The sequence below is a fragment of the Niallia laureatilytica genome, from assembly GCF_046613985.1.
Lineage (GTDB): Bacteria > Bacillota > Bacilli > Bacillales > Cytobacillaceae > Niallia.
Window position 1 is genome coordinate 317,853 of record NZ_JBKKHP010000002.1, and the last position, 23,744, is coordinate 341,596.

18 protein-coding genes are annotated in these 23,744 nt (G+C 41.3%); all 18 read left to right on the top strand.

All coding sequences use genetic code 11. From position 1 onward, the window contains the following. Positions 1 to 319: 319 nt before the first annotated feature. The 18 genes from ACLIJJ_RS06800 (at position 320) to ACLIJJ_RS06885 (ending at position 23,714) form a co-directional block, all read left to right on the top strand. Entirely contained in the window at positions 320 to 2,554 is a 2,235-nt protein-coding gene (locus tag ACLIJJ_RS06800; protein WP_411410692.1) for a glycoside hydrolase family 127 protein, read from the top strand. Between the two features lie 263 nt (positions 2,555 to 2,817). Beyond that, a complete protein-coding gene (gene araB, locus ACLIJJ_RS06805; protein WP_233317172.1) occupies positions 2,818 to 4,521 on the top strand; it encodes a ribulokinase in 1,704 nt (567 codons plus the stop codon). Beyond that, positions 4,505 to 5,230, top strand: a complete 726-nt coding sequence (gene araD / locus ACLIJJ_RS06810; protein WP_411410693.1) for an L-ribulose-5-phosphate 4-epimerase — start codon at positions 4,505 to 4,507, stop codon at positions 5,228 to 5,230. The genes araB and araD overlap by 17 nt, the downstream gene beginning before the upstream one ends. A gap of 20 nt (positions 5,231 to 5,250) precedes the next feature. Further along, entirely contained in the window at positions 5,251 to 6,744 is a 1,494-nt protein-coding gene (gene araA / locus ACLIJJ_RS06815; RefSeq protein WP_233317170.1) for an L-arabinose isomerase, read from the top strand. Positions 6,745 to 6,929: 185 nt separating this feature from the next. Continuing rightward, entirely contained in the window at positions 6,930 to 8,420 is a 1,491-nt protein-coding gene (locus ACLIJJ_RS06820) for an alpha-N-arabinofuranosidase (protein WP_233317169.1), read from the top strand. A gap of 4 nt (positions 8,421 to 8,424) precedes the next feature. Further along, complete coding sequence (locus ACLIJJ_RS06825) at positions 8,425 to 8,697, top strand: DUF6171 family protein (protein ID WP_233317168.1); 273 nt, start codon at positions 8,425 to 8,427, stop codon at positions 8,695 to 8,697. A gap of 44 nt (positions 8,698 to 8,741) precedes the next feature. Beyond that, positions 8,742 to 10,250 (top strand): arabinosylfuranosidase ArfA, encoded by a 1,509-nt coding sequence (gene arfA, locus ACLIJJ_RS06830; RefSeq protein ID WP_233317167.1) that lies wholly within the window; start codon positions 8,742 to 8,744, stop codon positions 10,248 to 10,250. A gap of 43 nt (positions 10,251 to 10,293) precedes the next feature. Further along, on the top strand, positions 10,294 to 11,340 hold the full coding sequence (locus ACLIJJ_RS06835; RefSeq protein WP_233317166.1) for an aldose epimerase family protein: 1,047 nt from the start codon (positions 10,294 to 10,296) through the stop codon (positions 11,338 to 11,340). Positions 11,341 to 11,385: 45 nt separating this feature from the next. Continuing rightward, positions 11,386 to 12,624 (top strand): sn-glycerol-1-phosphate dehydrogenase, encoded by a 1,239-nt coding sequence (locus ACLIJJ_RS06840; protein WP_411228400.1) that lies wholly within the window; start codon positions 11,386 to 11,388, stop codon positions 12,622 to 12,624. 510 nt (positions 12,625 to 13,134) lie between these two features. After that, complete coding sequence (gene iolA / locus ACLIJJ_RS06845) at positions 13,135 to 14,604, top strand: methylmalonate-semialdehyde dehydrogenase (RefSeq protein ID WP_233317164.1); 1,470 nt, start codon at positions 13,135 to 13,137, stop codon at positions 14,602 to 14,604. An 84-nt stretch (positions 14,605 to 14,688) separates the two neighbouring features. Further along, positions 14,689 to 15,507, top strand: coding sequence for a 5-deoxy-glucuronate isomerase (gene iolB / locus ACLIJJ_RS06850; RefSeq protein WP_411410694.1), 819 nt, complete (start codon positions 14,689 to 14,691; stop codon positions 15,505 to 15,507). 18 nt (positions 15,508 to 15,525) lie between these two features. Beyond that, positions 15,526 to 16,521 carry a 5-dehydro-2-deoxygluconokinase gene (iolC, locus tag ACLIJJ_RS06855; RefSeq protein ID WP_233317162.1) on the top strand — a complete coding sequence of 332 codons (996 nt, stop codon included), beginning with the start codon at positions 15,526 to 15,528 and terminating at the stop codon, positions 16,519 to 16,521. 11 nt (positions 16,522 to 16,532) lie between these two features. Continuing rightward, a complete protein-coding gene (gene iolD / locus ACLIJJ_RS06860; protein WP_411228401.1) occupies positions 16,533 to 18,443 on the top strand; it encodes a 3D-(3,5/4)-trihydroxycyclohexane-1,2-dione acylhydrolase (decyclizing) in 1,911 nt (636 codons plus the stop codon). 15 nt (positions 18,444 to 18,458) lie between these two features. After that, entirely contained in the window at positions 18,459 to 19,373 is a 915-nt protein-coding gene (gene iolE, locus ACLIJJ_RS06865; protein ID WP_233317160.1) for a myo-inosose-2 dehydratase, read from the top strand. Continuing rightward, positions 19,370 to 20,791 carry a sugar porter family MFS transporter gene (locus tag ACLIJJ_RS06870; RefSeq protein WP_233317159.1) on the top strand — a complete coding sequence of 474 codons (1,422 nt, stop codon included), beginning with the start codon at positions 19,370 to 19,372 and terminating at the stop codon, positions 20,789 to 20,791. The genes iolE and ACLIJJ_RS06870 overlap by 4 nt, the downstream gene beginning before the upstream one ends. 62 nt (positions 20,792 to 20,853) lie before the next feature. Further along, positions 20,854 to 21,891, top strand: a complete 1,038-nt coding sequence (gene iolG / locus ACLIJJ_RS06875; RefSeq protein WP_411410695.1) for a bifunctional inositol 2-dehydrogenase/D-chiro-inositol 1-dehydrogenase — start codon at positions 20,854 to 20,856, stop codon at positions 21,889 to 21,891. 87 nt (positions 21,892 to 21,978) lie between these two features. Beyond that, a complete protein-coding gene (locus tag ACLIJJ_RS06880; protein ID WP_233317157.1) occupies positions 21,979 to 22,854 on the top strand; it encodes a sugar phosphate isomerase/epimerase family protein in 876 nt (291 codons plus the stop codon). 14 nt (positions 22,855 to 22,868) lie between these two features. Then, positions 22,869 to 23,714: a sugar phosphate isomerase/epimerase family protein gene (locus ACLIJJ_RS06885; protein WP_233317156.1), complete on the top strand. Its 846-nt coding sequence runs from the start codon at positions 22,869 to 22,871 to the stop codon at positions 23,712 to 23,714. Positions 23,715 to 23,744 lie beyond the last annotated feature (30 nt).

The following is a 23,744-nucleotide window of genomic DNA, read 5'->3' on the forward strand; positions in this document are numbered from 1 at the left end:
CTTATACGTACAAAATTAGATATAGAGATATCGTACCAAAAAACACCGAAAAAAACTATCATTAAATTTTTTACCTAATGCACTTGGAGCAAACACCTTTCAGCTTATAGGAAAGAGGGTGTTTTCGTACAAGTGAAGGTATGCAAGTTGTTCTCCATTTCAGCGAAAAAGAATAATACATGTCTAGAAATGTAAAAGGAATTCAGTTGACATGTACGAACAACTAGCATAAAATTTTTATTATAGAATGCGCTTATATAGAAGGATGCTTAAATTGCAGTTACTGCTTATAAATAAGAGATAGGGAAGTGAAGCTAAAATGACAGTTGAAGCTTTTCATTTAAGGCAAGTGAGAATTACGGATGGCCCGTTTAAACATGCGATGGAATTAAACAGAGATTATCTGTTGCAGCTCAAACCAGATAAGCTATTGTCCAGATACAGACAATATGCAGGGTTAGAGCCGAAAGCAGATCATTATAAGGGCTGGGAAGAACAAGGAATTTCCGGCCATACGCTTGGACATTATATTTCTGCATGCTCTATGATGGCAGCTGCAACAGGTGACAGCAGATTTAATGAAAGAACAGCATATATAATTGACGAACTAGCGCTTTGCCAACAAGCGGACGGAACAGGTTTAATTTGTGGCATACCGAGAGGGAAAGAGATTTTTCAGGAAGTAAAAGAAGGTAAAATCTATTCTCAAGGCTTTGACTTAAATGGAGGATGGGTGCCTTTATACACCATGCATAAAGTGTTTGCTGGTTTAAGAGATGCGTATATTTACACAGATAATGAAAAGGCGCTTCAAGTGGAAATAAAGCTGGGACTTTGGCTTGAGGACATGGTTAGGGGTTTGTCTGAAGAGCAGATGGATGAACTGCTTAAATGTGAATTCGGGGGAATGGCAGAGGTTCTTGCTGACTTGGCAGTCCATACTAGTGACGACCGATTTTTTGCTCTTTCAGAAAGATTTTATCATAAAGAAGTATTAAGTCCATTAGCAGATAGAAGGGATGCTTTAGCTGGAAGGCATGCTAACACACAAATACCGAAAGTGGTCGCTGCGGCACGGCAGTACGAAATCTCCGGCAACGAAATGTACAAGGAAATTTCTGAGTTCTTTTGGGACACTGTCGTTCATGAGCATTCCTATGTAATTGGAGGTAATTCACTTAATGAGCATTTTGGCGAAGCTGGCAAACTAAATGACCGCCTCGGTGAAAATACGTGTGAAACATGCAATTCATACAATATGCTGAAGCTTACAAAGCATCTTTTTAAGTGGAAACCTACAGCTGAAGAAGGCGATTACTATGAGAGAGCTCTTTACAATCATATACTTGCATCACAAAATCCGCATGATGGTAGTGTCTGTTATTTTGTGTCACTTGATATGGGCGGACATAAAAAATACAACTCTAAGTTTGACAGCTTTACATGCTGTGTAGGATCTGGGATGGAAAACCATGCGAGCCATGGCAATGCCATTTATTTTCATGATGAAAATAAACTGTATGTTAATCAATATATACCTTCTCGTCTTGACTGGGATAACATGGGGGTTATTGTCGAGCAAAAAACAGAATATCCACAGAATGGCAGAATTAGAATAGAACTGTCTTGCCAAGAGGAAAAGGCTTTTTCTCTCTATTTAAGATATCCTTACTGGGCGGTTAGTGGAATGGAAATCTCCATAAACGGTGAACAGTACCAGCATGATAATCAGCCTGCGAGTCTTATTGAAATAGAAAGAGTTTGGCAGGATGGAGACGTGCTGGAAATTCATATACCAATGACACTTCGCAAGGAAGCAATCCTGGATAATCCAGACAGAGTCGCTTTTTTACACGGGCCGATTGTGCTTGCAGGAGATTTAGGGGAGATAAGTGACGCACAGGTTACGAAGGATTTATTATTTACACCGGTCCTTGTGACAGATGATGATCCAATTCATGCAATAGTCGCTACTGCTGATGCAGAATACAGGCTGGATGGCATCGGCAATCCTCGTGATGTGAAGCTATTGCCGTTTTACCTTCTGCATGACAGAAGTGCGACTGTTTATTGGGATGTGTTTACAAAAGATAAGTGGCAGGAAGCGGAGAAAGCTTATAAAGAAGCGCTTCAAAAGGAACGAGCGCTGCAAGAAAAAACGCTTGATTTCGTTCAGCCTGGAGAAATGCAGCCAGAGCGCGACCATCAGTTTGAAGGAGAGCATGTCGGAATTGGAACTGTGTCTAACCGGAAGTACCGCGACACATGGCCGAATGGGCATTTCAGATTTAATCTGACAGTCTTGCCAAACGAAAATAATAGTCTTATAGCAACTTATACAAAAAATGAATGGAACAGCATGAAGGAATTTGATGTGTTAGCAGATGACAGGAAGCTTGCCGACGGAAAGATAGAATGGGAAGAAATGAGTCAATTTGTATACGTTAAATATGAGATTCCTAGTGTGGCAACAGACAGAATTTCCATTACATTCCGGGCACATCCAGACAAAAGGGTGCCGAAAGTTTTTGAGCTAAGGACAATTAAGGGCTAAATCATACAAGTTGAAAATAAATAAAAAATTTTCAAAAAAGAGATTGAAATAATTTCAATAGATGTTAGAATTACATTATAGTTATACGTACAAGTTGGTAAAAGTTATCTGGTTGTAAGGATGAATGAGAAATGTTTATGAACAGAGACAACAGGCTTCTTGTACGTATAAAGATTTTAAAGAAGTAAAGGAAAAACTAGACAGATACATTTAAATATCTCAATTTTGAAAACGCATACTTTAGCTAGGAAGGAGAAATACACATGGCAAAGTACTCAATAGGAGTAGATTATGGAACCCAATCAGGCAGGGCGGTTCTTGTAGAGGTAGGAACAGGCAGAGAGGTAGCTACTGCCGTTAAGGAATATACACATGGTGTAATGGACGAGTATTTACCTGACGGAAAGACGAAGCTGGAACATGACTGGGCCCTTCAGCATCCTGCTGATTATTTAGAAGTTTTGCAGATTACGATACCAGAGGTTTTACAGAAAGCTAATGTTTCAAATGAAGATGTTATTGGGGTTGGGATTGATTTCACTGCTTGTACGGTCCTGCCGATTGATAAGAACGGCATTCCGCTCTGCTTCTTGCCAGAGTTTAAGCAAAATCCTCACAGCTACGTGAAATTATGGAAGCACCATGCAGCTCAAGATGAGGCAAACCGTCTGAATGAAATTGCTGCACAGCGGGGAGAAACATTTTTACAGCGCTATGGCGGAAAAATTTCGTCTGAATGGGCAATCCCGAAAATCTGGCAAATTCTTAATGAAGCACCAGATGTTTATGATGCCGCAGATCAAGTGCTAGAAGCAACTGATTGGGTTATTTCCGAATTGACAGGAAAGATTGCGCGAAACAGCTGTACTGCAGGCTATAAAGCAATCTGGCACAAACAAGAAGGCTACCCAAGCAAAGAATTCTTTAAGGCGCTAGATCCACGCTTGGAAAATGTTGTAGAAGAGAAGCTGTCTACAGATATTCATTCCATTGGTTCTAAAGCAGGGGAAATCACAGAAAAAGCTGCGAAATTAACAGGCTTAAAACCGGGGACAGCAGTTGCAGTTGCAAACGTGGACGCCCATGTTGCTGTGCCGGCAGTAGGAATAACAGAGGCAGGTAAGCTGCTGATGATTATGGGTACATCAACATGCCACATCTTGCTTGGTGAAACAGAGGAAATTGTACCAGGAATGTGCGGAGTGGTCGAAGATGGAGTTATTCCAGGCTTTCTAGGATATGAAGCCGGCCAATCTTGCGTTGGAGACCATTTTGAATGGTTCACAGAAAACTGCGTACCGGAAAGCTACCAGAAGGAAGCGGAAGAAAAGGGCTTGAACATCCATCAGCTGTTGACAGAAAAAGCCAGCAAGCTGAATGTTGGGGAAAGCGGACTGCTTGCTCTTGACTGGTGGAACGGGAACAGATCAACACTTGTTGATGTTGACCTGACAGGAGTATTGCTTGGTGCCACTCTTTTAACAAAGCCGGAAGAAATTTATCGTGCCTTAATTGAAGCAACTGCATACGGCACAAGGATGATTGTGGAGACATTCCGTAATAGCGGGGTGCCAGTCAATGAGGTTTACGCAGCAGGAGGCATCGCGGAAAAGAATACCCTTATGATGCAGATTTATTCAGATGTATTGAACATGGATATTAAAATTTCAGCATCCTCCCAAACACCAGCTCTTGGAAGTGCAATGTTTGGTGCTGTCGCAGCGGGTAAGGAGCGCGGGGGTTATGACCATATTAATGAAGCGGCTCAAGATATGGGAAGAATTAAGGACCATATCTATCAGCCTATTGAAAACAATGTCAACGTTTATGAGAAGCTTTTTGATGAATATTCCCGCCTATATGATTATTTTGGTCGCGGTGAAAATAATGTGATGAAAACACTCAAGCAGATTAAAAAAGAAGCTGCACTTGAGGGCAAGGAGGGAAACTATGTTAGAGAAGCTTAAGCAGGAAGTATTAGAAGCTAACCTGGCGCTGCCTCAGCATAATTTAGTAACTTTCACTTGGGGGAATGTAAGCGGTATCGACAGAGAAAGCAATCTTGTAGTCATTAAGCCAAGCGGTATCCCTTATTCACAGCTGAAAGCAGAAGACCTCGTTGTCACTGATTTGGATGGAAATATTATGGAGGGGAATTTAAACCCTTCCTCTGACACACCGACACATCTTGCTTTATACCGTGCATTTCCAGAAATCGGCGGGATTGTACATACACATTCGCCTTGGGCAACAAGCTGGGCTCAGGCAGGCAGAAGAATTCCTGCATTAGGAACAACACATGCGGACTATTTCTATGGTGAGGTGCCTTGTACAAGAAAGCTGACGGAAGACGAGGTCAACCGAGCTTATGAGCTGGAGACAGGCAATGTCATCATTGAAACAATTCGAAAAGAGGGCATTGACCCGAAAGCACTCCCAGGGATATTGGTGACAGGCCATGCCCCGTTCTGTTGGGGAAAGAATGCAGATAATGCGGTCCATAACGCTGTCGTCCTGGAGGAGGTAGCTAAAATGGCCCTTCATACATTGCAGTTAAATCCAGATGTGGAGTGGATTGATCAGTATTTGCTTGATAAGCATTACTTAAGAAAACATGGTGCGAATGCCTATTACGGACAAAAAAGCGAAGAAACAAAACAAAAAACATCCAAATAAAATAACTAGGAGGAATTAATGTGTTAAATACAAGAGAGTACGAATTCTGGTTTGTTACGGGAAGTCAGCTGTTATACGGTGAAGATGTATTAAAGCAAGTGGAAGAGCATACGAAGACAATGGTAAACGGTTTAGATTCCTCGTCTTCTTTAAGCTATAAATTAAGATTTAAGGCGGTTGTGAAAGATGCTGATTCAATCAGAAGACTTGCTTTAGAAGCAAATGCTAATGAATCCTGTGCTGGTATCATCACATGGATGCACACTTTCTCTCCATCTAAAATGTGGATTGCCGGTCTTTCGGCCTTGCAAAAACCTTTATTGCATTTTGCTACACAATACAACAGAGATATTCCATGGGAATCCATTGATATGGATTTCATGAACCTTAACCAATCAGCACATGGTGACAGGGAGCATGGTTTTATTGGAAGCAGACTGCAACTGAACAGAAAGGTTATTGTCGGACATTGGGAAAATGAAGAAATCCGCGGACGAATCGGCAGCTGGATGAGAACTGCAGTTGCTTTCTCTGAAAGCAAAGCTTTGAAGATTGCTAGATTCGGAGATAATATGCGTCAGGTTGCCGTGACTGAAGGCGACAAAATTGAAGCGCAGATTAAGCTTGGCTGGACAGTGAACGGCTACGGCATCGGAGATCTTGTAGCGAAGATGAATGAAGTAACGGATGCAGACCTCGACGCTTTGATGGCCGAGTATGAAGAAAAATACGATATCGTACCAGCAGGTTTAGAGGAAGGTTCAATCAGAGACTCCATCCGCGAACAAGCAAAAATTGAATTAGGTATGAAAGCATTCCTGGAAGAAGGAAATTATACGGCTTTTACAACAACATTCGAAGATTTGCATGGTATGAAGCAGCTGCCTGGTCTTGCTGTGCAAAGACTGATGGAACAAGGCTACGGCTTTGCTGGTGAAGGAGACTGGAAAACAGCAGCGCTTGTCCGCTTAATGAAAATAATTGCCGGCAATGAAGGAACATCCTTTATGGAAGATTACACATATCATTTCGATCCAGAAAATGAAATGGTTCTCGGCTCACACATGCTGGAGGTATGTCCGACAATTTCGGCAACAAAACCGAAAATCGAGGTTCACCCGCTAGGTATTGGCGGTAAGGAAGATCCTGCCCGCATCGTGTTTGATGGAAGAGGAGGATTAGCATTAAATGCTTCTATCATTGACCTTGGCCACCGTTTCCGTCTGCTTGTAAACGAAGTGGATGCGATTCAGCCAGAAGAGGAAATGCCGAATTTGCCAGTGGCAAGAGTGTTATGGAAAACGCAGCCATCATTAAGCCAAGCAGTAGAAAACTGGATTCAAGCAGGCGGAGCCCATCATACATGCTTCTCTTATGTTGTATCAACAGAACAGCTTAGAGACTTAGCAGAATTAGTAGGTATTGAACTCGTTGTTATTAACAATGACACAAACTCTATTTCATTTGAAAACGAGCTGCGCTGGAATGATGTGTATTACCGTTTGAAAGGATAAGAAAATTCATCTATTAAGACGGAACAAAACAACAGCATGATAAGTCAGAACTTCCATGACAATTCTAGATTTTTTTAGAACAATGGAGGTTCTGACTTCAGCTCTTTTATCACACGATAAAGATTAGCGGGAATGTTAACGAAGTACATATTCTGTAAGCGAATCAATAAGGAGGAGAAGATAGCATGGGGAATACGGTAATCATTAACGCGGACGTAAAAAAAGGAAAAATTAATAAAAATATTTACGGTCATTTTGCAGAGCATTTAGGCAGATGTATATATGAAGGAATATGGGTTGGAGAGGAATCGCCAATACCAAATACAAAAGGAATAAGAAATGATGTATTAGCAGCGCTAAAAAAAATTAATATTCCAGTCTTAAGATGGCCAGGCGGCTGTTTTGCAGATGAGTACCATTGGAAGGATGGAATCGGCCCAAGAGAAGACCGCAAACGAATGGTTAATACACATTGGGGCGGCGTCGTTGAAAACAACCATTTCGGAACACATGAATTTATGCTTCTGTGCGAGCTGTTAGGGACTGAACCGTATATCTGTGGAAATGTTGGCAGCGGCACTGTCCAAGAAATGTCAGAATGGGTAGAATACATGACATTCGAAGGAGAATCTCCAATGGCAAATTGGCGCCGCGAAAACGGCAGAGATGAACCATGGCAGCTGACTTATTTTGGCGTCGGCAATGAAAACTGGGGCTGCGGCGGAAATATGAGACCAGAATATTATGCGGATCTTTATCGCCGTTACCAAACATATGTCAGGAACTACGGAGATAACAAAATTTATAAAATTGCAGGCGGAGCAAATGTCGATGATTATAACTGGACAGAAGTGCTCATGAAAAATGCCGGCCACTTGATGGATGGGCTTAGCCTTCATTATTATACAATTCCGGGAGACTTCTGGCTTGGTAAAGGCTCAGCACTAGACTTCCCTGAGGATGAGTGGTTCATTACGATGAAGAAAGCCATTCATATGGATGAGCTCATTACAAAGCATGGCAATATTATGGATAAATATGATCCTGATAAACGTGTTGGCATGATTATTGATGAGTGGGGCACATGGTTTGATGTAGAGCCGGGAACAAATCCAGGCTTCTTGTATCAGCAAAATACGATTCGTGATGCACTCGTCGCAGCACTGCATTTTAATATTTTCCATCAGCATTGTGACCGTGTCCAAATGACGAATATCGCACAAACAGTGAACGTGCTGCAAGCGATGATTTTGACAGAAGGCGAAGAAATGATTCTTACGCCGACATATCATGTTTTTGATATGTACAAAGTCCATCAAGATGCTGAGCTTTTAAGTGTGGATGCGCAAATTGGCAGCTATGAACATAACGGAGAATCCCTTCCGCAAGTAAGTGTGACTGCATCGAAGGATTCTGCTGGCCAGGTTAATGTGAGCTTCTGTAATATCGATCATGTAAACGGCAGCTCATTCGAATTGGATTTACGCGGACTGACCGAGGCGAAAGAGGTGTCTGGTACAATCCTGACAGCAGATGCAATGAATGCTCATAATACATTTGATGCGCCAGAAACAGTTAAGCCAGCTGCATTTACAGATGTGTTAGTAAACGGAAGCAAGCTGTCTGTGAATATTCCACCGATGTCTGTAGTGACATTGGCTATAACAGGAGCTTAAAAACATGATGCAAAAGAATGCATGCAAGGGCTGTGTCGAGAGTGTAATAGTTTCAGAGGAAGTCATTGAGGAGCTGCTTAAAGAGGCAGCAGAAACACCGGAAAAGCTTGTGCTTGATTCAGTCTATCAAGAAAGGCTGAGCATTTGCCGAGACTGCACTTCTTTACAATACGGGACGACTTGTGCCTATAGCGGATGTATTGTCCGCTATAGAGCAAAGTTTAAAAGAAAAGCATGCCCGAATATCGGAAACCCTAAATGGTCTAAAGTTGTATAAAGCTTATCTTTAAAAAACTTTCAAGAAGAAAGGAAGTAAAGCACATGACAGCGAATAAAGCAAAGATGATTCTAGAAAAGGATTTTAAAGTTGGAGAAATTGACAATCGGATTTATGGCTCATTCATTGAACATCTCGGTAGGGCTGTGTATGGAGGTGTCTATGAACCGAATCATCCGGAAGCGGATGAGAACGGTTTCAGGAAAGACGTTATCCATTTAGTTAGAGAACTTCAAGTGCCCCTTGTCCGCTATCCAGGCGGTAACTTTGTGTCCGGCTATAATTGGGAAGATGGTGTTGGTCCTGTTGAAAGCCGCCCGCGCAGATTGGATCTGGCTTGGAGAACGACAGAGACAAATGAAGTAGGTACAAATGAATTCATGAAATGGGCAAAACTGGTAGGTGCAGATGTAAACATGGCAGTCAACCTTGGGACAAGGGGAATTGATGCTGCCAGAAATCTTGTTGAGTATTGCAACCATCCAGGAGGTTCCTATTACAGTGATCTTCGTGCTGCGCACGGGGTGAAGGAACCATACAATATTAAAACATGGTGCTTGGGAAATGAAATGGATGGTCCTTGGCAAATCGGCCATAAGACTGCAGCAGAGTATGGAAGAATTGCTCAAGAAGCAGCCAAAGTGATGAAATGGGTCGATCCGTCCATTGAGCTGGTAGCCTGCGGCAGCTCTCATCGCAATATGCCAACATTTGCAGATTGGGAAGCAACAGTGCTTGACCATACATATGACCATGTTGATTATATTTCCTTACACCAATATTACGGAAATCAGTCTAATGATGTAGCCAATTATTTGGCTTTATCACTCGAAATGGATGACTTCATCTCCTCTGTCATTTCGATTGCAGACTATGTAAAAGCAAAAAAACGAAGCAAAAAGAAAATAAATCTGTCCTTTGATGAGTGGAATGTCTGGTACCACAGCAATGAAAACGACAAGTTGATCGAGCCTTGGAGCATCGCGCCGCATCAGCTTGAAGACGTTTATAACTTTGAAGATGCTCTGCTTGTAGGCTGTATGCTGATTACGATGTTAAAGCATGCAGACAGATTGAAGATTGCTTGTTTAGCACAGCTTGTAAACGTTATTGCGCCAATTATGACAGAGGATAATGGGCCAGCATGGAAACAGACTATTTTCTACCCGTATATGCATACATCTGTTTACGGAAGAGGAGTATCCTTGAATCCAATTATCTCCAGCCCGAAATATGACAGTAAGGACTTTACAGATGTCCCATTTTTAGAATCAACAGCCGTATATAACGAAGAACAGGAACAGCTGACTATCTTTGCTGTGAATCGTCATTTAGAAGAAGGTCTCCTGCTTGAATGTGATATTCGCAATTTTGAAGGGTATCAAGTTGTCGAACATATCGTTTTAGAAAACGATGATATCAAGGCGGAAAACAGTGCCGAAAAACAGCGCGTAGAGCCGCATACAAATGGGAATGCCGAATATAAAGACGGAATTATTACAGCTGTTTTGCCAAAGCTGTCCTGGAACGTAATCAGGTTAGAAAAACGATAATGCGCTATTAAACTAATAGCTGCTAGCGGAAGGGATAGATTATATGAACATAACAGTAGAAGCATATGGGAAAATCGGCGATAAAGCCGTAGATCAATACAAACTGACGAATGATAACGGAATGGATGTTACGTGTATCAACTACGGCTGCATTATTACAAGCATAGTAACACCAGACAAAAATGGCAGCTTTGAAAATATTGTTCTTGGATACGATTCACTTCAAGAATACGAGCAGGATTCCTACTTTTTAGGAGCGGTTGTCGGCAGGATAGCAGGCAGAATTAAAGGAGCTGGTTTTGAACTGGATGGCAAGCAGTATACACTTGCCAAAAATGACGGAGCAAACCATCTGCACGGAGGAGTAAAGGGCTATAACAGAGTCGTTTGGCAAGCGGAGCCAATAGAAGAGGACGGGGCAGTTGGCGTTAAGTTTACTCATACAAGTCCTGATGGTGACGAAGGCTATCCAGGTGAGCTGAGGCTAACAGTATCCTACTTGCTCAATAATGATAACGAATTAAGCATTACTTACGCAGGTACAGCAGATCAAAAAACAATCGTCAATTTAACAAACCACTCTTACTTCAATTTAAGCGGAAATCTTAAAAGAGATGTCCTAAACCATAAGCTGACAATAGCTGCTGACCGTTTTCTGGAATTGGATGGAGAACTGATTCCCACAGGTGTCCTAGCAAACGTGGAAGATACAGTTTTTGACTTTAGGGAAGGACGACTTATTGCGTCTGGTGCTGAATCAAGAGATGAACAAATATCACTTGCAGGTGGCGGCTATGATCATCCATTCCTTCTGAATAAAGAGAAGACGGACGAAATTCTGTTAACGGAAGAAGAGTCAGGCAGAACTTTGACAATCAGTACAGATGAAGCTGGTGTTGTGTTATATACTGGCAATCAAATTGACGAGTCCAGCAGATTTTTTGAAGTTCCGGCAAAACGATACCATGGACTTTGCCTAGAAACACAAGGACTTCCAGATGCAATCAATCAACCTGAATTTCCGACATGGGTAATGGAGGCAGACGAGGAATTTAAAAGAAAAACAACTTACACTTTTGGAACATTATAATAAATAAACACGTGGACTTGGCGGGTGTTAGAGGAGGAGTTTGCAATGGAAAATTTTGTTGCCGAAATTCATGATCTATTTAAAACATGCAGCTGCGGAAATCATCATAATGACATACCGATTGAAACAATTATGGCAGAGAACGGAGCTCTGAACAAAGTAGCTTCCTTCCTGGCTGAAAAGTCATTTATCAGTCCGAAAATCGTTGCTGACAGCAATACGATGACTGCGGCGGGAGATAAATTGACAGAGCTGCTTAACTCAGCAGGTTTAGCGGTAACATCCTGTGAAGTAACTCCAGATGAGAACGGAGATGTAGTAGCAGATGAAAAGGCACTTGTTCAAGTGCTGCTTGAAACAGGGAGAAACAGCGATTGTATGATAGCAGTCGGTTCAGGGACAATTCATGATATTACCCGCTTTTGCAGCGCTACATTAAATATACCATTCATTTCCATACCTACTGCACCTTCTGTTGATGGATTTACTTCACTGGGAGCGCCGCTCATTGTTAGGGGTGTGAAGAAAACATTTCAAATGACATCACCTATTGCAGTATTTGCTGATATTGATGTCTTAAAAAAGGCACCGAAAGAGATGATTGCAGCAGGTGTCGGCGATATGATTGCCAAGTACACGTCTCTAGCTGATTGGAAGTTTGAGCGTTATGCAGCGGATGTTCCTTATTGTGAGCTTTCTGCTGAATTAACTCAGCTCGCATTGGATGAATGTGTTGCCAATATCGAAAAAATAGCGAAAGCAGAGGACGAAGGCATCACCATCTTAATAGAAAGTCTTATCAAGTCAGGCATCGCCATGCTTGTCTTCGGGCAATCACATCCAGCTTCAGGAGGAGAACATCATTTATCTCATTATTGGGAAATGGACCTTTTGAAAAACAATCGTCCCCAAGTCCTGCATGGAGCGAAGGTTGGCGTTACTACTATATTGTTAAGCTCCATATATAAGAGTGAGTTTCTTAATGAACTGGACAATATATTAGAGAATGGCGAAATACAAGAAAAGCATGGTAAAGTGTTGGCTAATTTAAGAGAGAATAAAGACAAAGTGAAAGAAATACTTGAAGCGATACCTGATCCTGAAAGCACTAAAAGGCTGATTGAAAATTTAGGTGGGCCAGTTTTGCCAAATGAACTAGGCATCTCGGAGTCATTAGTGCACGACAGTCTAAAACATGCTCACCATCTTAGAGACCGTTACACAGTCTTGAAGTTTTTGAATGTAGTGTTACAAACAGAGTATGATTTTGCGGCAAAAGCATAAGAGAATGAAAAACCTGCTGTTTAAAACAGCAGGTTTTTTTGTATTATGAATGGTTAACTTTTGAATATCTATCCAAAACTGTTGTGAAAATAAGTACCAAGAATCATTTTCAATAAAAACAAAAATAAATAGAGGGAAACACCTTTATTTGTAAAATATTTAGGTTGGTAGACAATTTTTTCAGTATTTACAGCTCTTATTCACTATTAATAACAAAAATGCACCAGAGATAGACAGGAAACCTATCCTTTTTATCTCTTTATCTCCAAAAATATGAAAAAATAAAGAGGAAAACGGTTGACTGAAAGCGTTATCCGTATTATGATGTAATCATAAATTATCAAAACATAACCAAAACATAACAACAAGATGATGATAGTATGAATAAGTTTTCCCAATATATTTATGAACTGCAGTATCAGCAGACAGAATAAAGTGAGAAGGGAAGCAATACAATCAACTTATTAGCTGTTCAAACAGCCGAAATAATATCTGGAGGAGGAAATGAAGATGTCTACAGTTACAGCAGAAAAACTGAAAAACTATATTAATGGTGAGTGGGTTGAAAGCAATACTTCTGTTTACGAAGAGGTATTTAACCCTGCTACAAAAGAAGTCATCGGTCGTGTTCCTATTTCCACTAAGGAAGATATTGAGCAGGCAACAGAAGCTGCAAAGGCAGCATTTGAAAAATGGAAGAATGTCGCGGTGCCAAGAAGAGCTAGAATATTATTCAACTATCAGCAGCTGCTTATGAAAAATAAAGAAGAGCTGGCAAGGCTGATTACAATTGAAAATGGAAAAAACTTAACAGAGGCTTTGGGAGAAGTACAAAGAGGAATTGAGAATGTAGAATTCGCAGCAGGTGCACCAACATTAATGATGGGTGACTCACTTGCTTCCATTGCAACAGATGTTGAAGCGACAAACTATCGTTACCCAATCGGTGTAGTCGGCGGAATTGCACCATTCAACTTTCCAATGATGGTGCCATGCTGGATGTTCCCAATGGCAATTGCTCTTGGCAATACTTTCATCTTAAAGCCATCTGAGAGAACACCGCTGTTAACAAGAAGATTAGTAGAGTTGTTCACAGAAGCAGGATTACCTAAAGGGGTATTCAATGTAGTTTATGGAGCACATGATGTTGTAAACGGCATCTTGGAGCATCCTGAAATTAAAGCAATCTCTTTCGTCGGCTCAAAGCCGGTTGGTGAGTATGTTTATAAAAAAGGTTCAGAGAACTTAAAGCGTGTTCAAGCACTGACAGGTGCAAAAAACCATACAATCGTCCTGAATGATGCTAACTTGGAAGAAACAGTCACTAATGTTGTTTCAGCTGCATTCGGTTCAGCTGGTGAACGCTGCATGGCATGTGCTGTCGTTACAGTAGAAGAAGGCATTGCAGATGAGTTTATGGCTGCATTAAAAGCGAAAACAAGCAGCATCAAAATTGGAAACGGCTTGGAAGACGGTGTGTTCTTAGGTCCTGTTATCAGAGAGGAAAATAAACAAAAAACATTAGGTTATATCGAAAAAGGTATTTCCGAAGGCGCAAACTTGATTGCAGACGGTCGACAAAATGCTCCAGAAGAAGGATATTTCGTTGGACCAACAATCTTTGATAATGTCACAACAGATATGACAATCTGGAAAGAAGAAATATTTGCTCCTGTATTGTCCGTCATCCGTGTGAAAAACTTAAAAGAAGCAATTGATATTGCGAACCAATCAGAGTTTGCTAACGGTGCCTGCTTGTTTACATCCAATGCATCTGCCATTCGCTACTTCAGAGAAAATATTGATGCAGGTATGCTTGGCATTAACCTGGGAGTACCAGCGCCGATGGCATTCTTCCCATTCTCAGGCTGGAAGTCTTCTTTCTACGGAACACTTCATGCAAACGGCAAGGATAGTGTAGATTTCTATACTCGCAAAAAAGTAGTTACAGCAAGATATTTGGCACCGACTTTTGATTGATAGATAGAATGAGAGTTTTTGTGAATTTTTTGGCCTCGATCAGAGTGGAAAACTCTGATCGTAAGGCTTAAGGAGGAAAAACGTATGAGTCAACTGCTGCGAAAATTTCAGCATACGGAAGCAATCGATGGTGTAAAAGTTATTCATAATGTTACGCAAGAAAACTCCCCGCTAAAATATGTTGGTTTTAAATTAATTGAATTATCCCAAAATGCTCAATACAAAGAGACGCTCAGTTTAGAAGAATGCTGCATTGTTGCTGTAACAGGAAAAATTACTGTCAGTGACGGCACAGCTGTATTTGAGAATATCGGCACTCGAGACAGCGTGTTTGAACGGATTCCAACAGACAGTGTCTATGTTTCTAATGGGAATGAATTCACAATCTCTGCAAACAGCAGAAATGCTAGAGTAGCCCTATGTTATTCCCCTTCTGATGAGGCAAAGCCAACGAAGTTGATTAAAGCAGAAGAAAACAGTGTAGAGCATAGAGGGAAATTTAATAACCAGCGCCTTGTCCATAATATCCTTCCCGATTCGCATCCTGCAGCCAACAGCCTTCTCGTTGTTGAGGTCATCACAGAAACTGCGAATTGGTCAAGCTATCCGCCCCACAAACATGACCAGGATAATTTGCCAGAGGAATCATTTTTGGAAGAAACATACTACCATGAAATCGATCCAAGACAAGGATTCCTGTTTCAACGCGTATACACTGATGACCGATCATTAGATGAGACGATGGCAGTTGAAGATGGTGATGTAGTAATTGTGCCTAAAGGTTATCATCCTGTTGGTGTGCCGGATGGTTATACATCTTACTATTTAAATGTCATGGCAGGACCGACAAGAATTTGGAAATTCAATAATGATAAAGACCATGAATGGATTTTAAACCGCTAAATTAGGAGGATGCTACCAATGAAATATGAATTCAATTCAGATAAAGAGTTTGACTTAATAGCAATCGGCAGAGCCTGCATCGACTTAAATGCAGTGGAATATAACCGTCCAATGGAAGAGACGATGACATTTTCCAAGTATGTAGGAGGATCACCGGCAAATATAGCAATTGGCAGCAGCAAACTAGGCTTAAAAGCTGGCTTTATCGGAAAAATTGCTGATGATCAGCATGGCCGCTTTATCAAGAGCTATATGCAAGGTGTTGGCATAGATGTTTCTAACATAGTGACAGACACAGAAGGACATAAGACAGGCCTTGCCTTTACAGAAATCAAAAGTCCTGATGAATGCAGTATCCTCATGTACCGTGATGATGTAGCAGATTTATATCTTGAGCCTTCTGAAGTAAACGAAGAATATATCAAAAGAGCAAAGCTGCTGCTTGTATCTGGAACAGCTCTAGCTGCAAGTCCTTCTAGAGAAGCTGTAATTAAAGCAGTCCAACTAGCTAAGAAGAATGGCGTTAAGGTAGCGTTCGAACTAGATTATCGTCCATATACATGGAAATCACAGGAAGAAACAGCTGTTTATTATTCTCTTATTGCAGAGCAAGCGGAAATTATTATTGGTACACGTGATGAGTATGATGTGATGGAAAACAGGAAAGATGGCCGTAATCATGAAACAGTGCAGCATCTTTTTGGCCAAAGTGCTGAATTAATTGTCATTAAGCATGGTGTTGACGGATCATACGCTTATGTGAAATCAGGTGATGTCTTCAGAGCGCAAGCGTATAAGACGAATGTATTAAAAACCTTTGGAGCTGGAGATTCCTATGCATCTGCCTTCTTGTATGCATTAATTTCCGGCAAGGAGATCGGCGAAGCTCTGAAATACGGAAGTGCGTCCGCTTCTATTGTAGTAAGCAAGCACAGTTCATCTGAGGCGATGCCGCAAGTGGAAGAAATTGAGGAACTGATTGCGAAAAATGAAAAGATTGAAGCATCAAGATAGGAGGCAAAAGAATGGAAACGATTCGTTTGACAACTGCACAAGCGCTGGTCAAATTTTTGAATCAGCAGTATATCCATGTTGATGGTAATGAGTTTCCTTTTGTAGAAGGAATCTTCAATGTATTTGGTCACGGAAATGTATTAGGAATTGGTCAAGCCCTGGAACAGGACCGAGGACATTTAAAAGTGATTCAAGGTAAGAACGAACAAGGGATGGCACATGCTGCTATTGCTTACAGCAAGCAAATGCTCAGACAGAAGATATTTGCTGTTTCCACTTCTTCAGGTCCTGGCTCAGCAAATGTTATTACGGCAGCTGCCACAGCGCACGCTAATAATATTCCTGTTTTATTTATTCCGGCAGACACTTTTGCATCAAGACAGCCAGACCCTGTTTTGCAGCAAATGGAGCAAGAGTACAGCATTGCAGTAACAACAAATGATGCATTTTTGCCAGTTTCCCGCTACTGGGACCGCATTACTCGCCCGGAACAGCTGATGTCAAGTTTGCTGCGCGCATTTGAAGTGATGACAGATCCAGGGAAGGCTGGCCCGGCAACGATTTGTATCGCTCAAGATGTCGAAGGGGAAGCCTTTGATTATGATGTGAAGTTCTTTGAGAAAAGAGTGCATTATGTTGACCGGAAAGCCCCTCATGAGCGTGAGCTCGACGGTGCTGTCAAGCTGATCCAATCCTCTAAAAAGCCGCTTATTTTAGTAGGCGGAGGCGCGAAATATTCAGAGGCAAGAGAAAGCTTAATCGCATTTTCTGAAAAATACAACATCCCGCTCGTTGAAACACAGGCAGGCAAATCGACAGTAGAAAGTGACTTCAAAAACAATCTTGGCGGTATGGGTATTACTGGTACTCTTGCTGCTAATAAAGCAGCAAAAGAAGCAGATCTCATTATTGGTATTGGTACAAGATATACCGATTTTGCGACATCCTCCAAAACGGCCTTTGATTTTGCTACAGCTAAGTTTTTAAACATTAACGTAAGCAGAATGCAAACATATAAATTTGATGCATTCCAAGTCGTAGCAGATGCAAAAACAACACTCGACCGGTTATTCCCGCTTCTTGAAGGCTATGAAAGCGAATTCGGAAGCAGAATCGGCCAATTGAAAGATGAGTGGCTTGCAGAAAGAGAGCGATTAGGCAAGGTTGAATTCAACCGTGAAGCATTTAATCCTGAGATTAAAAACCACTTTTCACAAGAAATTCTAAATGAATATGCTAACGCTCTTAATACAGAGTTAGCCCAAACAACAGCATTGCTAACTATTAATGATAGTGTTGCAAAAGACAGTACGGTTATCTGTTCTGCTGGTTCTCTGCCAGGCGACTTGCAGCGCTTATGGCATTCTAGTACCCCGAACACATACCATCTTGAATACGGATATTCCTGTATGGGCTATGAAATTTCTGGAGCATTAGGTGTGAAATTAGCTGATCCATCAAAAGAAGTTTACTCCTTTGTCGGAGACGGAAGCTTCCTCATGCTGCATTCAGAGCTTGTGACATCACTGCAATATAAGCAAAAAATTAATGTTCTCTTGTTTGATAATTCAGGGTGGGGCTGTATCAACAACCTGCAAATGGATCATGGCAGCGGCAGCTTCGATTGTGAGTTCCGCGATGCTGATAATCAGATTATGAACATTGATTACGCTAAAGTTGCAGAAGGCTATGGAGCAAAGGTTTATCGTGCCAACACAGTCGAGGAATTGAAAGCAGCTATAGAAGATTCGAAAAAACAAGATATTTCTACCTTGATTGAAATGAAAGTGCTGCCAAAGACAATGACAGACGGCTATGACAGCTGGTGGAATGTTGGGGTGGCTGAAGCCTCTAACATGGAAAGTGTCCAAAAAGCTAATGACTCCAGGAAGGCGAAACTTCAAGAAGCAAAACAATATTAAAAGGGGAGAATGGGGATGGGGAATCAAATCTTATGGGGTATTGCACCGATTGGCTGGCGCAATGATGATATTCCCGAAATTGGTGCCGGCAATACGTTGCAGCACTTGCTTAGTGATATTGTAGTTGCAGGTTTTCAAGGAACAGAAGTAGGCGGCTTTTTCCCAGAACCGAGTGTCTTGAATAAGGAGCTTGGTTTGCGAAACTTAAAGATAGCTGGGAAATGGTTCTCAAGTTACATCATCCGAGACGGCATGGATTCAGCGGCAGAAGCGTTCCATGAGCATTGCAAATATTTACAAGAAGTGAATGCGTCTGTTGCTGTTGTGTCTGAACAGACCTACAGCGTGCAAGGCACTTCAGAAAATGTATTTTTGACAAAGCCCTTCTTTACCGATCAAGAATGGAGACTGTTGTGCAGCGGCTTGAATGAGCTCGGTAAAATTGCTGAAACTTATCAATTGAAGCTTGTCTATCATCATCATATGGGAACAGGGGTTCAGACATTAGCGGAAATAGACCGTTTGATGGATCATACAGATGCCAATCATGTACACCTTCTTTATGATACTGGCCATATATTCGTATCTGACGGAGATTATATGACATTGCTTATGAAGCACAGAGACCGTATCAAGCATGTTCATTTTAAAGATGTCAGAGAAAATGCGCTTACTGAATGCAGTAAGGAAGGCTTGTCCTTTCTGCAATCCTTCCTTCGGGGCATGTTTACAGTACCTGGGGATGGCTGTATTGACTTTACAGAAGTGTATGCCTACTTGCTTGAGACGAATTACAGCGGCTGGATTGTGATTGAAGCAGAACAAGATCCCGCAGTCGCAAATCCTTTAGAATATGCTCTTATCGCCAGAAATTATATAAATAAGAAATTGCTTGTCCAAACATACACGGAAAAGGGGAATGTTGTATGACTACAAGCAAGGATACCCATAAAAAACACTTGAAGAAAATCACCATTATTTCAACATTCGGGGGGCTGCTGTTCGGTTATGATACAGGCGTCATAAATGGGGCCCTCCCCTTTATGTCAGAAGAAGATCAGTTGAATCTTACTCCCTTTACAGAAGGGCTTGTCACAAGTTCTCTCTTGTTTGGAGCTGCTTTTGGAGCAATGTTTGGCGGCAGATTATCTGATCATCATGGCCGGAGGAAGAATATTCTTTATCTTGCTATCTTGTTTATCTTTGCTACATTAGGCTGTACTTTTGCACCAAGTGTAGAATTGATGGTTACCTTCCGCTTCATTTTAGGTCTTGCTGTCGGCGGAGCTTCGGTAACAGTACCTGCTTTCCTGGCAGAAATGTCGCCTGCTGAAAACAGGGGGAGAATGGTTACGCAGAATGAGCTAATGATCGTATCAGGGCAGCTGCTCGCATTTACTTTCAATGCTATTTTAGGAAATACACTAGGTGATACAGCTCATGTCTGGCGATATATGCTTGTCATTGCATCCCTTCCTGCTGTATTTCTATGGTTTGGAATGCTCGTTGTCCCGGAAAGTCCGCGCTGGCTTGCTTCTAAAGGCAGAATTGGCGATGCACTGCGCGTGCTGCAAAAGGTAAGAGCAGAAGCAAGAGCACAAGCAGAACTGAAAGAAATTGAGAAATCGCTTGAAGATCAGTCTCAAATGAAAAAAGCGACTTTTAAAGATTTGAATGTTCCATGGGTTCGAAGAATTGTGTTTATTGGTTTGGGGATTGCTGTTGTACAGCAAATAACAGGCGTTAACTCAATCATGTATTATGGAACAGAAATCTTAAAGGATGCTGGTTTTGAGACAAGAGCAGCTTTAATAGGAAATATTGCAAACGGTATCATATCGGTTGTTGCTACGTTTGTCGGAATCTGGCTCCTAGGTAGGGTCGGCCGCCGTCCAATGTTGATTACAGGTCAAATCGGCACAACCATTGCCTTGCTGTTAATCGGAATCTTTTCTCTTACGATGGAAGGATCACCAGCATTGCCATATATCGTCTTATCCTTAACTGTAACCTTTTTAGCCTTCCAGCAAGGAGCTATCTCACCAGTGACTTGGCTCATGCTTTCGGAAATTTTCCCGCAAAGGCTTAGAGGACTTGGAATGGGAGTGACAGTGTTTTGCTTGTGGATCACGAACTTCTTAGTTGGCTTGCTGTTCCCTGTATTAATGGCAGGAATTGGACTGTCCACAACATTCTTCGTTTTTGTCGGATTGGGAATCATTGCGATTGCGTTTGTTAAGAAGTATTTGCCGGAAACAAAGGATCGCTCCTTAGAGCAATTAGAACAGGAATTTCGCAACTACGGGAAGAACCTCTCAGATGATGATGCAATACCAGAAGCGAAATAAGTTTTTTTGTAAGCGTATACCAAAGGATAGAAAAGAAACTAATCGAAAAGAGGATGAGAGATATGACATTGAATATCGGGGTAATTGGCACAGGTGCTATTGGGCGTGAACATATTAAAAGAATTACAAACACACTGTCAGGCGGAAAAATCGTAGCTGTTACAGATGTAAATCAAGAGTCGGCAAAACAGGCTGTTGAGCAATATGGTTTAGATGCTGTCGTTTATCCAGATGATGTATCATTAGTTGCAGCAAATAACGTGGATGCTGTTTTTGTAACAAGCTGGGGACCTGCCCATGAAGCAAGTGTGCTCGCAGCTATTAGTGCAGGTAAATATGTGTTTTGTGAAAAGCCTTTGGCAACAACAGCAGAAGGCTGCATGAGAATAGTAGAAGCAGAAATGAAGCATGGCAAACGACTAGTGCAAGTTGGATTTATGCGCCGTTATGACAGCGGCTATGTTCAGCTGAAAGAGGCAATTGATAATAAATTTATTGGAGAGCCATTATTAATTCATTGTGCTCACCGCAATCCGGAAGTTAATGAAATGTATACAACAGATATGGCAATCTCAGACACATTAATACATGAAATTGATGTTCTTCATTGGCTAGTAGATGATGACTATAAATCTGTGCAAGTTCTATTTCCAAGAAAATCTAAATACGCACATGAAAACTTAAGAGATCCACAAATTGTCCTATTAGAAACACATTCAGGCATTATCATAAATGTAGAAATCTCCGTTAATTGCCAGTATGGCTATGATATTCAATGTGAGGTAGTTGGTGAAGACGGGATTGTGAAGCTTCCTGAATTCCAAAGCATCACATACCGCAAAAATGCTACATTAGGTTCTAATATATTAGTAGATTGGAAGCAGCGCTTTCTTGATGCCTATGATACAGAGCTTCAGGATTTTATGGATTCTATTAAAAAGACTGGAGAACCAAACGGCCCGACAGCATGGGATGGCTATATAGCTCAAGTCACTGCGGATGCATGCATTAAATCCCAGCAATCAGGCGGCAGAGAAGATGTCGTCCTAGCAGAAAAACCAGATTTCTATAAAAAAGGATTAGAAGCTGCAAGTCTATAATCTATTAAATATAACGTGATTACATTGTGAGGGGATTTCCCCCTCACGCGCATATTTATAATTTACAAAGGGAAGAGGTTAAAAAATATGAGATTAGCATACGATCCATCACACTTTAGGGATAATACAGGTTTAAAGGAAACAATCGACAATGTAGCAAGACTCGGCTACGAATATGTAGAGCTTTCTCCGCGCAAGGATTTCATCTGGTTTTACGAGTATCCAAAAGTTGATAAGCAGCTAATCAAGGATTTGAAGAGATACTGTTCAGATGCAGGGGTGAAAATTTCATCTGTTTTGCCTGTACAGCAATGGTCTTCCCCAAATGAATTAGAACGGCAGGCTGCTGTGAGGAACTGGAAACGATGCATTGAAATCACATCTGATTTAGGTGTTGATTTAATGAACAGTGAATTTGCCGGCGATAAAACCCGCCCAACCGAAAGTGAAGCATCCTTCATTCGCTCCATGGATGAGCTTATGCCTATTTTCGAAAAGGAAGGAATTGCCCTTAATCTGCAATCACATCCTCATGACTTCATTGAATTGAATATTGAGGCTGTTCGAATGATTCGCGCGTTAGATAAGGATTGGATTAAGCTTGTTTACTCTGTGGCACATGCTTTCTTTTATGATGACGGCATCGGCGATATCGGAAAACAGCTGGATGAGGCAAAGGACTTGCTGGCACATGTATTGATTGCAGATACGCTGAACCATAAAGCAGCATTTGGCTTGCGCTATATCGTTAATCCGCCGAATGCTAATGTGACTGTTCATCAGCACTTGAACCCAGGCGAAGGCGAAATTGACTTTGATACACTATACCGCAAGCTGAGAGAATTCAATTTCAACGGCATTATCACAAACTCTGTTTTTGCTTATCCGGATAAACCAGATTGGTCCAATGAAGTGACATTGAGATCCATTAAAGAAGGATTAGGATTATCAGCAGTTAAATAAGGAGGATTGTCAGAATGAAAATAGGATTAAATCAAGGGACAACATTGGAAAACTCAAGCTTAGAGAAGGATTTAGAGCTTTGTGAGAAATACGGCTATGACTATATAGAAATCAGATCAATCGACCAGCTGAAAGACTACTTAAAAACACATACACTTGAAGATTTAGCCCAGTACTTTCAAACTCATCATGTAAAGCCGCTCTCATTAAATGCACTAGTGTTCTTTAATAATCGCACAGAGGAAGAATATGCAGCATTGCGTGAAGAGTTTCAGGAAATGCTTGAGATTTCAAAAGTAATTAATTGTAAGAATATTGTTGTAGTACCGCTTGTTTCTGAACAGAAGATTCTGCGTAAAGACATTATCAACAGCAGTGTCGAGACTTTACGAGATTTGTCTGACTTGGCAGAGCCATATGGAGTGAAACTAGCAATTGAATTTATCGGCCATCCACATGCCACTATCAACACATTGGAATTCGCCAATGAAGTGGTCAAGGAAGTCGACAGACATAATGTTGGCATCGTGTTTGATACATTCCAATATTATGCGATGAATTCTACGCTGGAAAGCTTGAAAAACACAGATTCTGAAAAGATATTTATCTTTCATATTAATGACGTCGAAGATTATCAGCCTGGTATTCTAATGGATGTTGACCGAGTATGGCCAGGGCATGGAGCCATTGATTTAGACAGCATTATCCCTATCTTAAAGAATAAGGGTGTAGACCATGTGTCTGTTGAACTCTTCCGACCAGAATACTATCAGCTTGATGCGGAAGAAGTTATCAAGACTGCAAAGGAAACAACACTTCAAGTGCTTGCTAAGCATTTTGAAGCGGAAAAAGCTCTGTAAGTTTTAGGGGGAAAATAAATAGATGGAGGT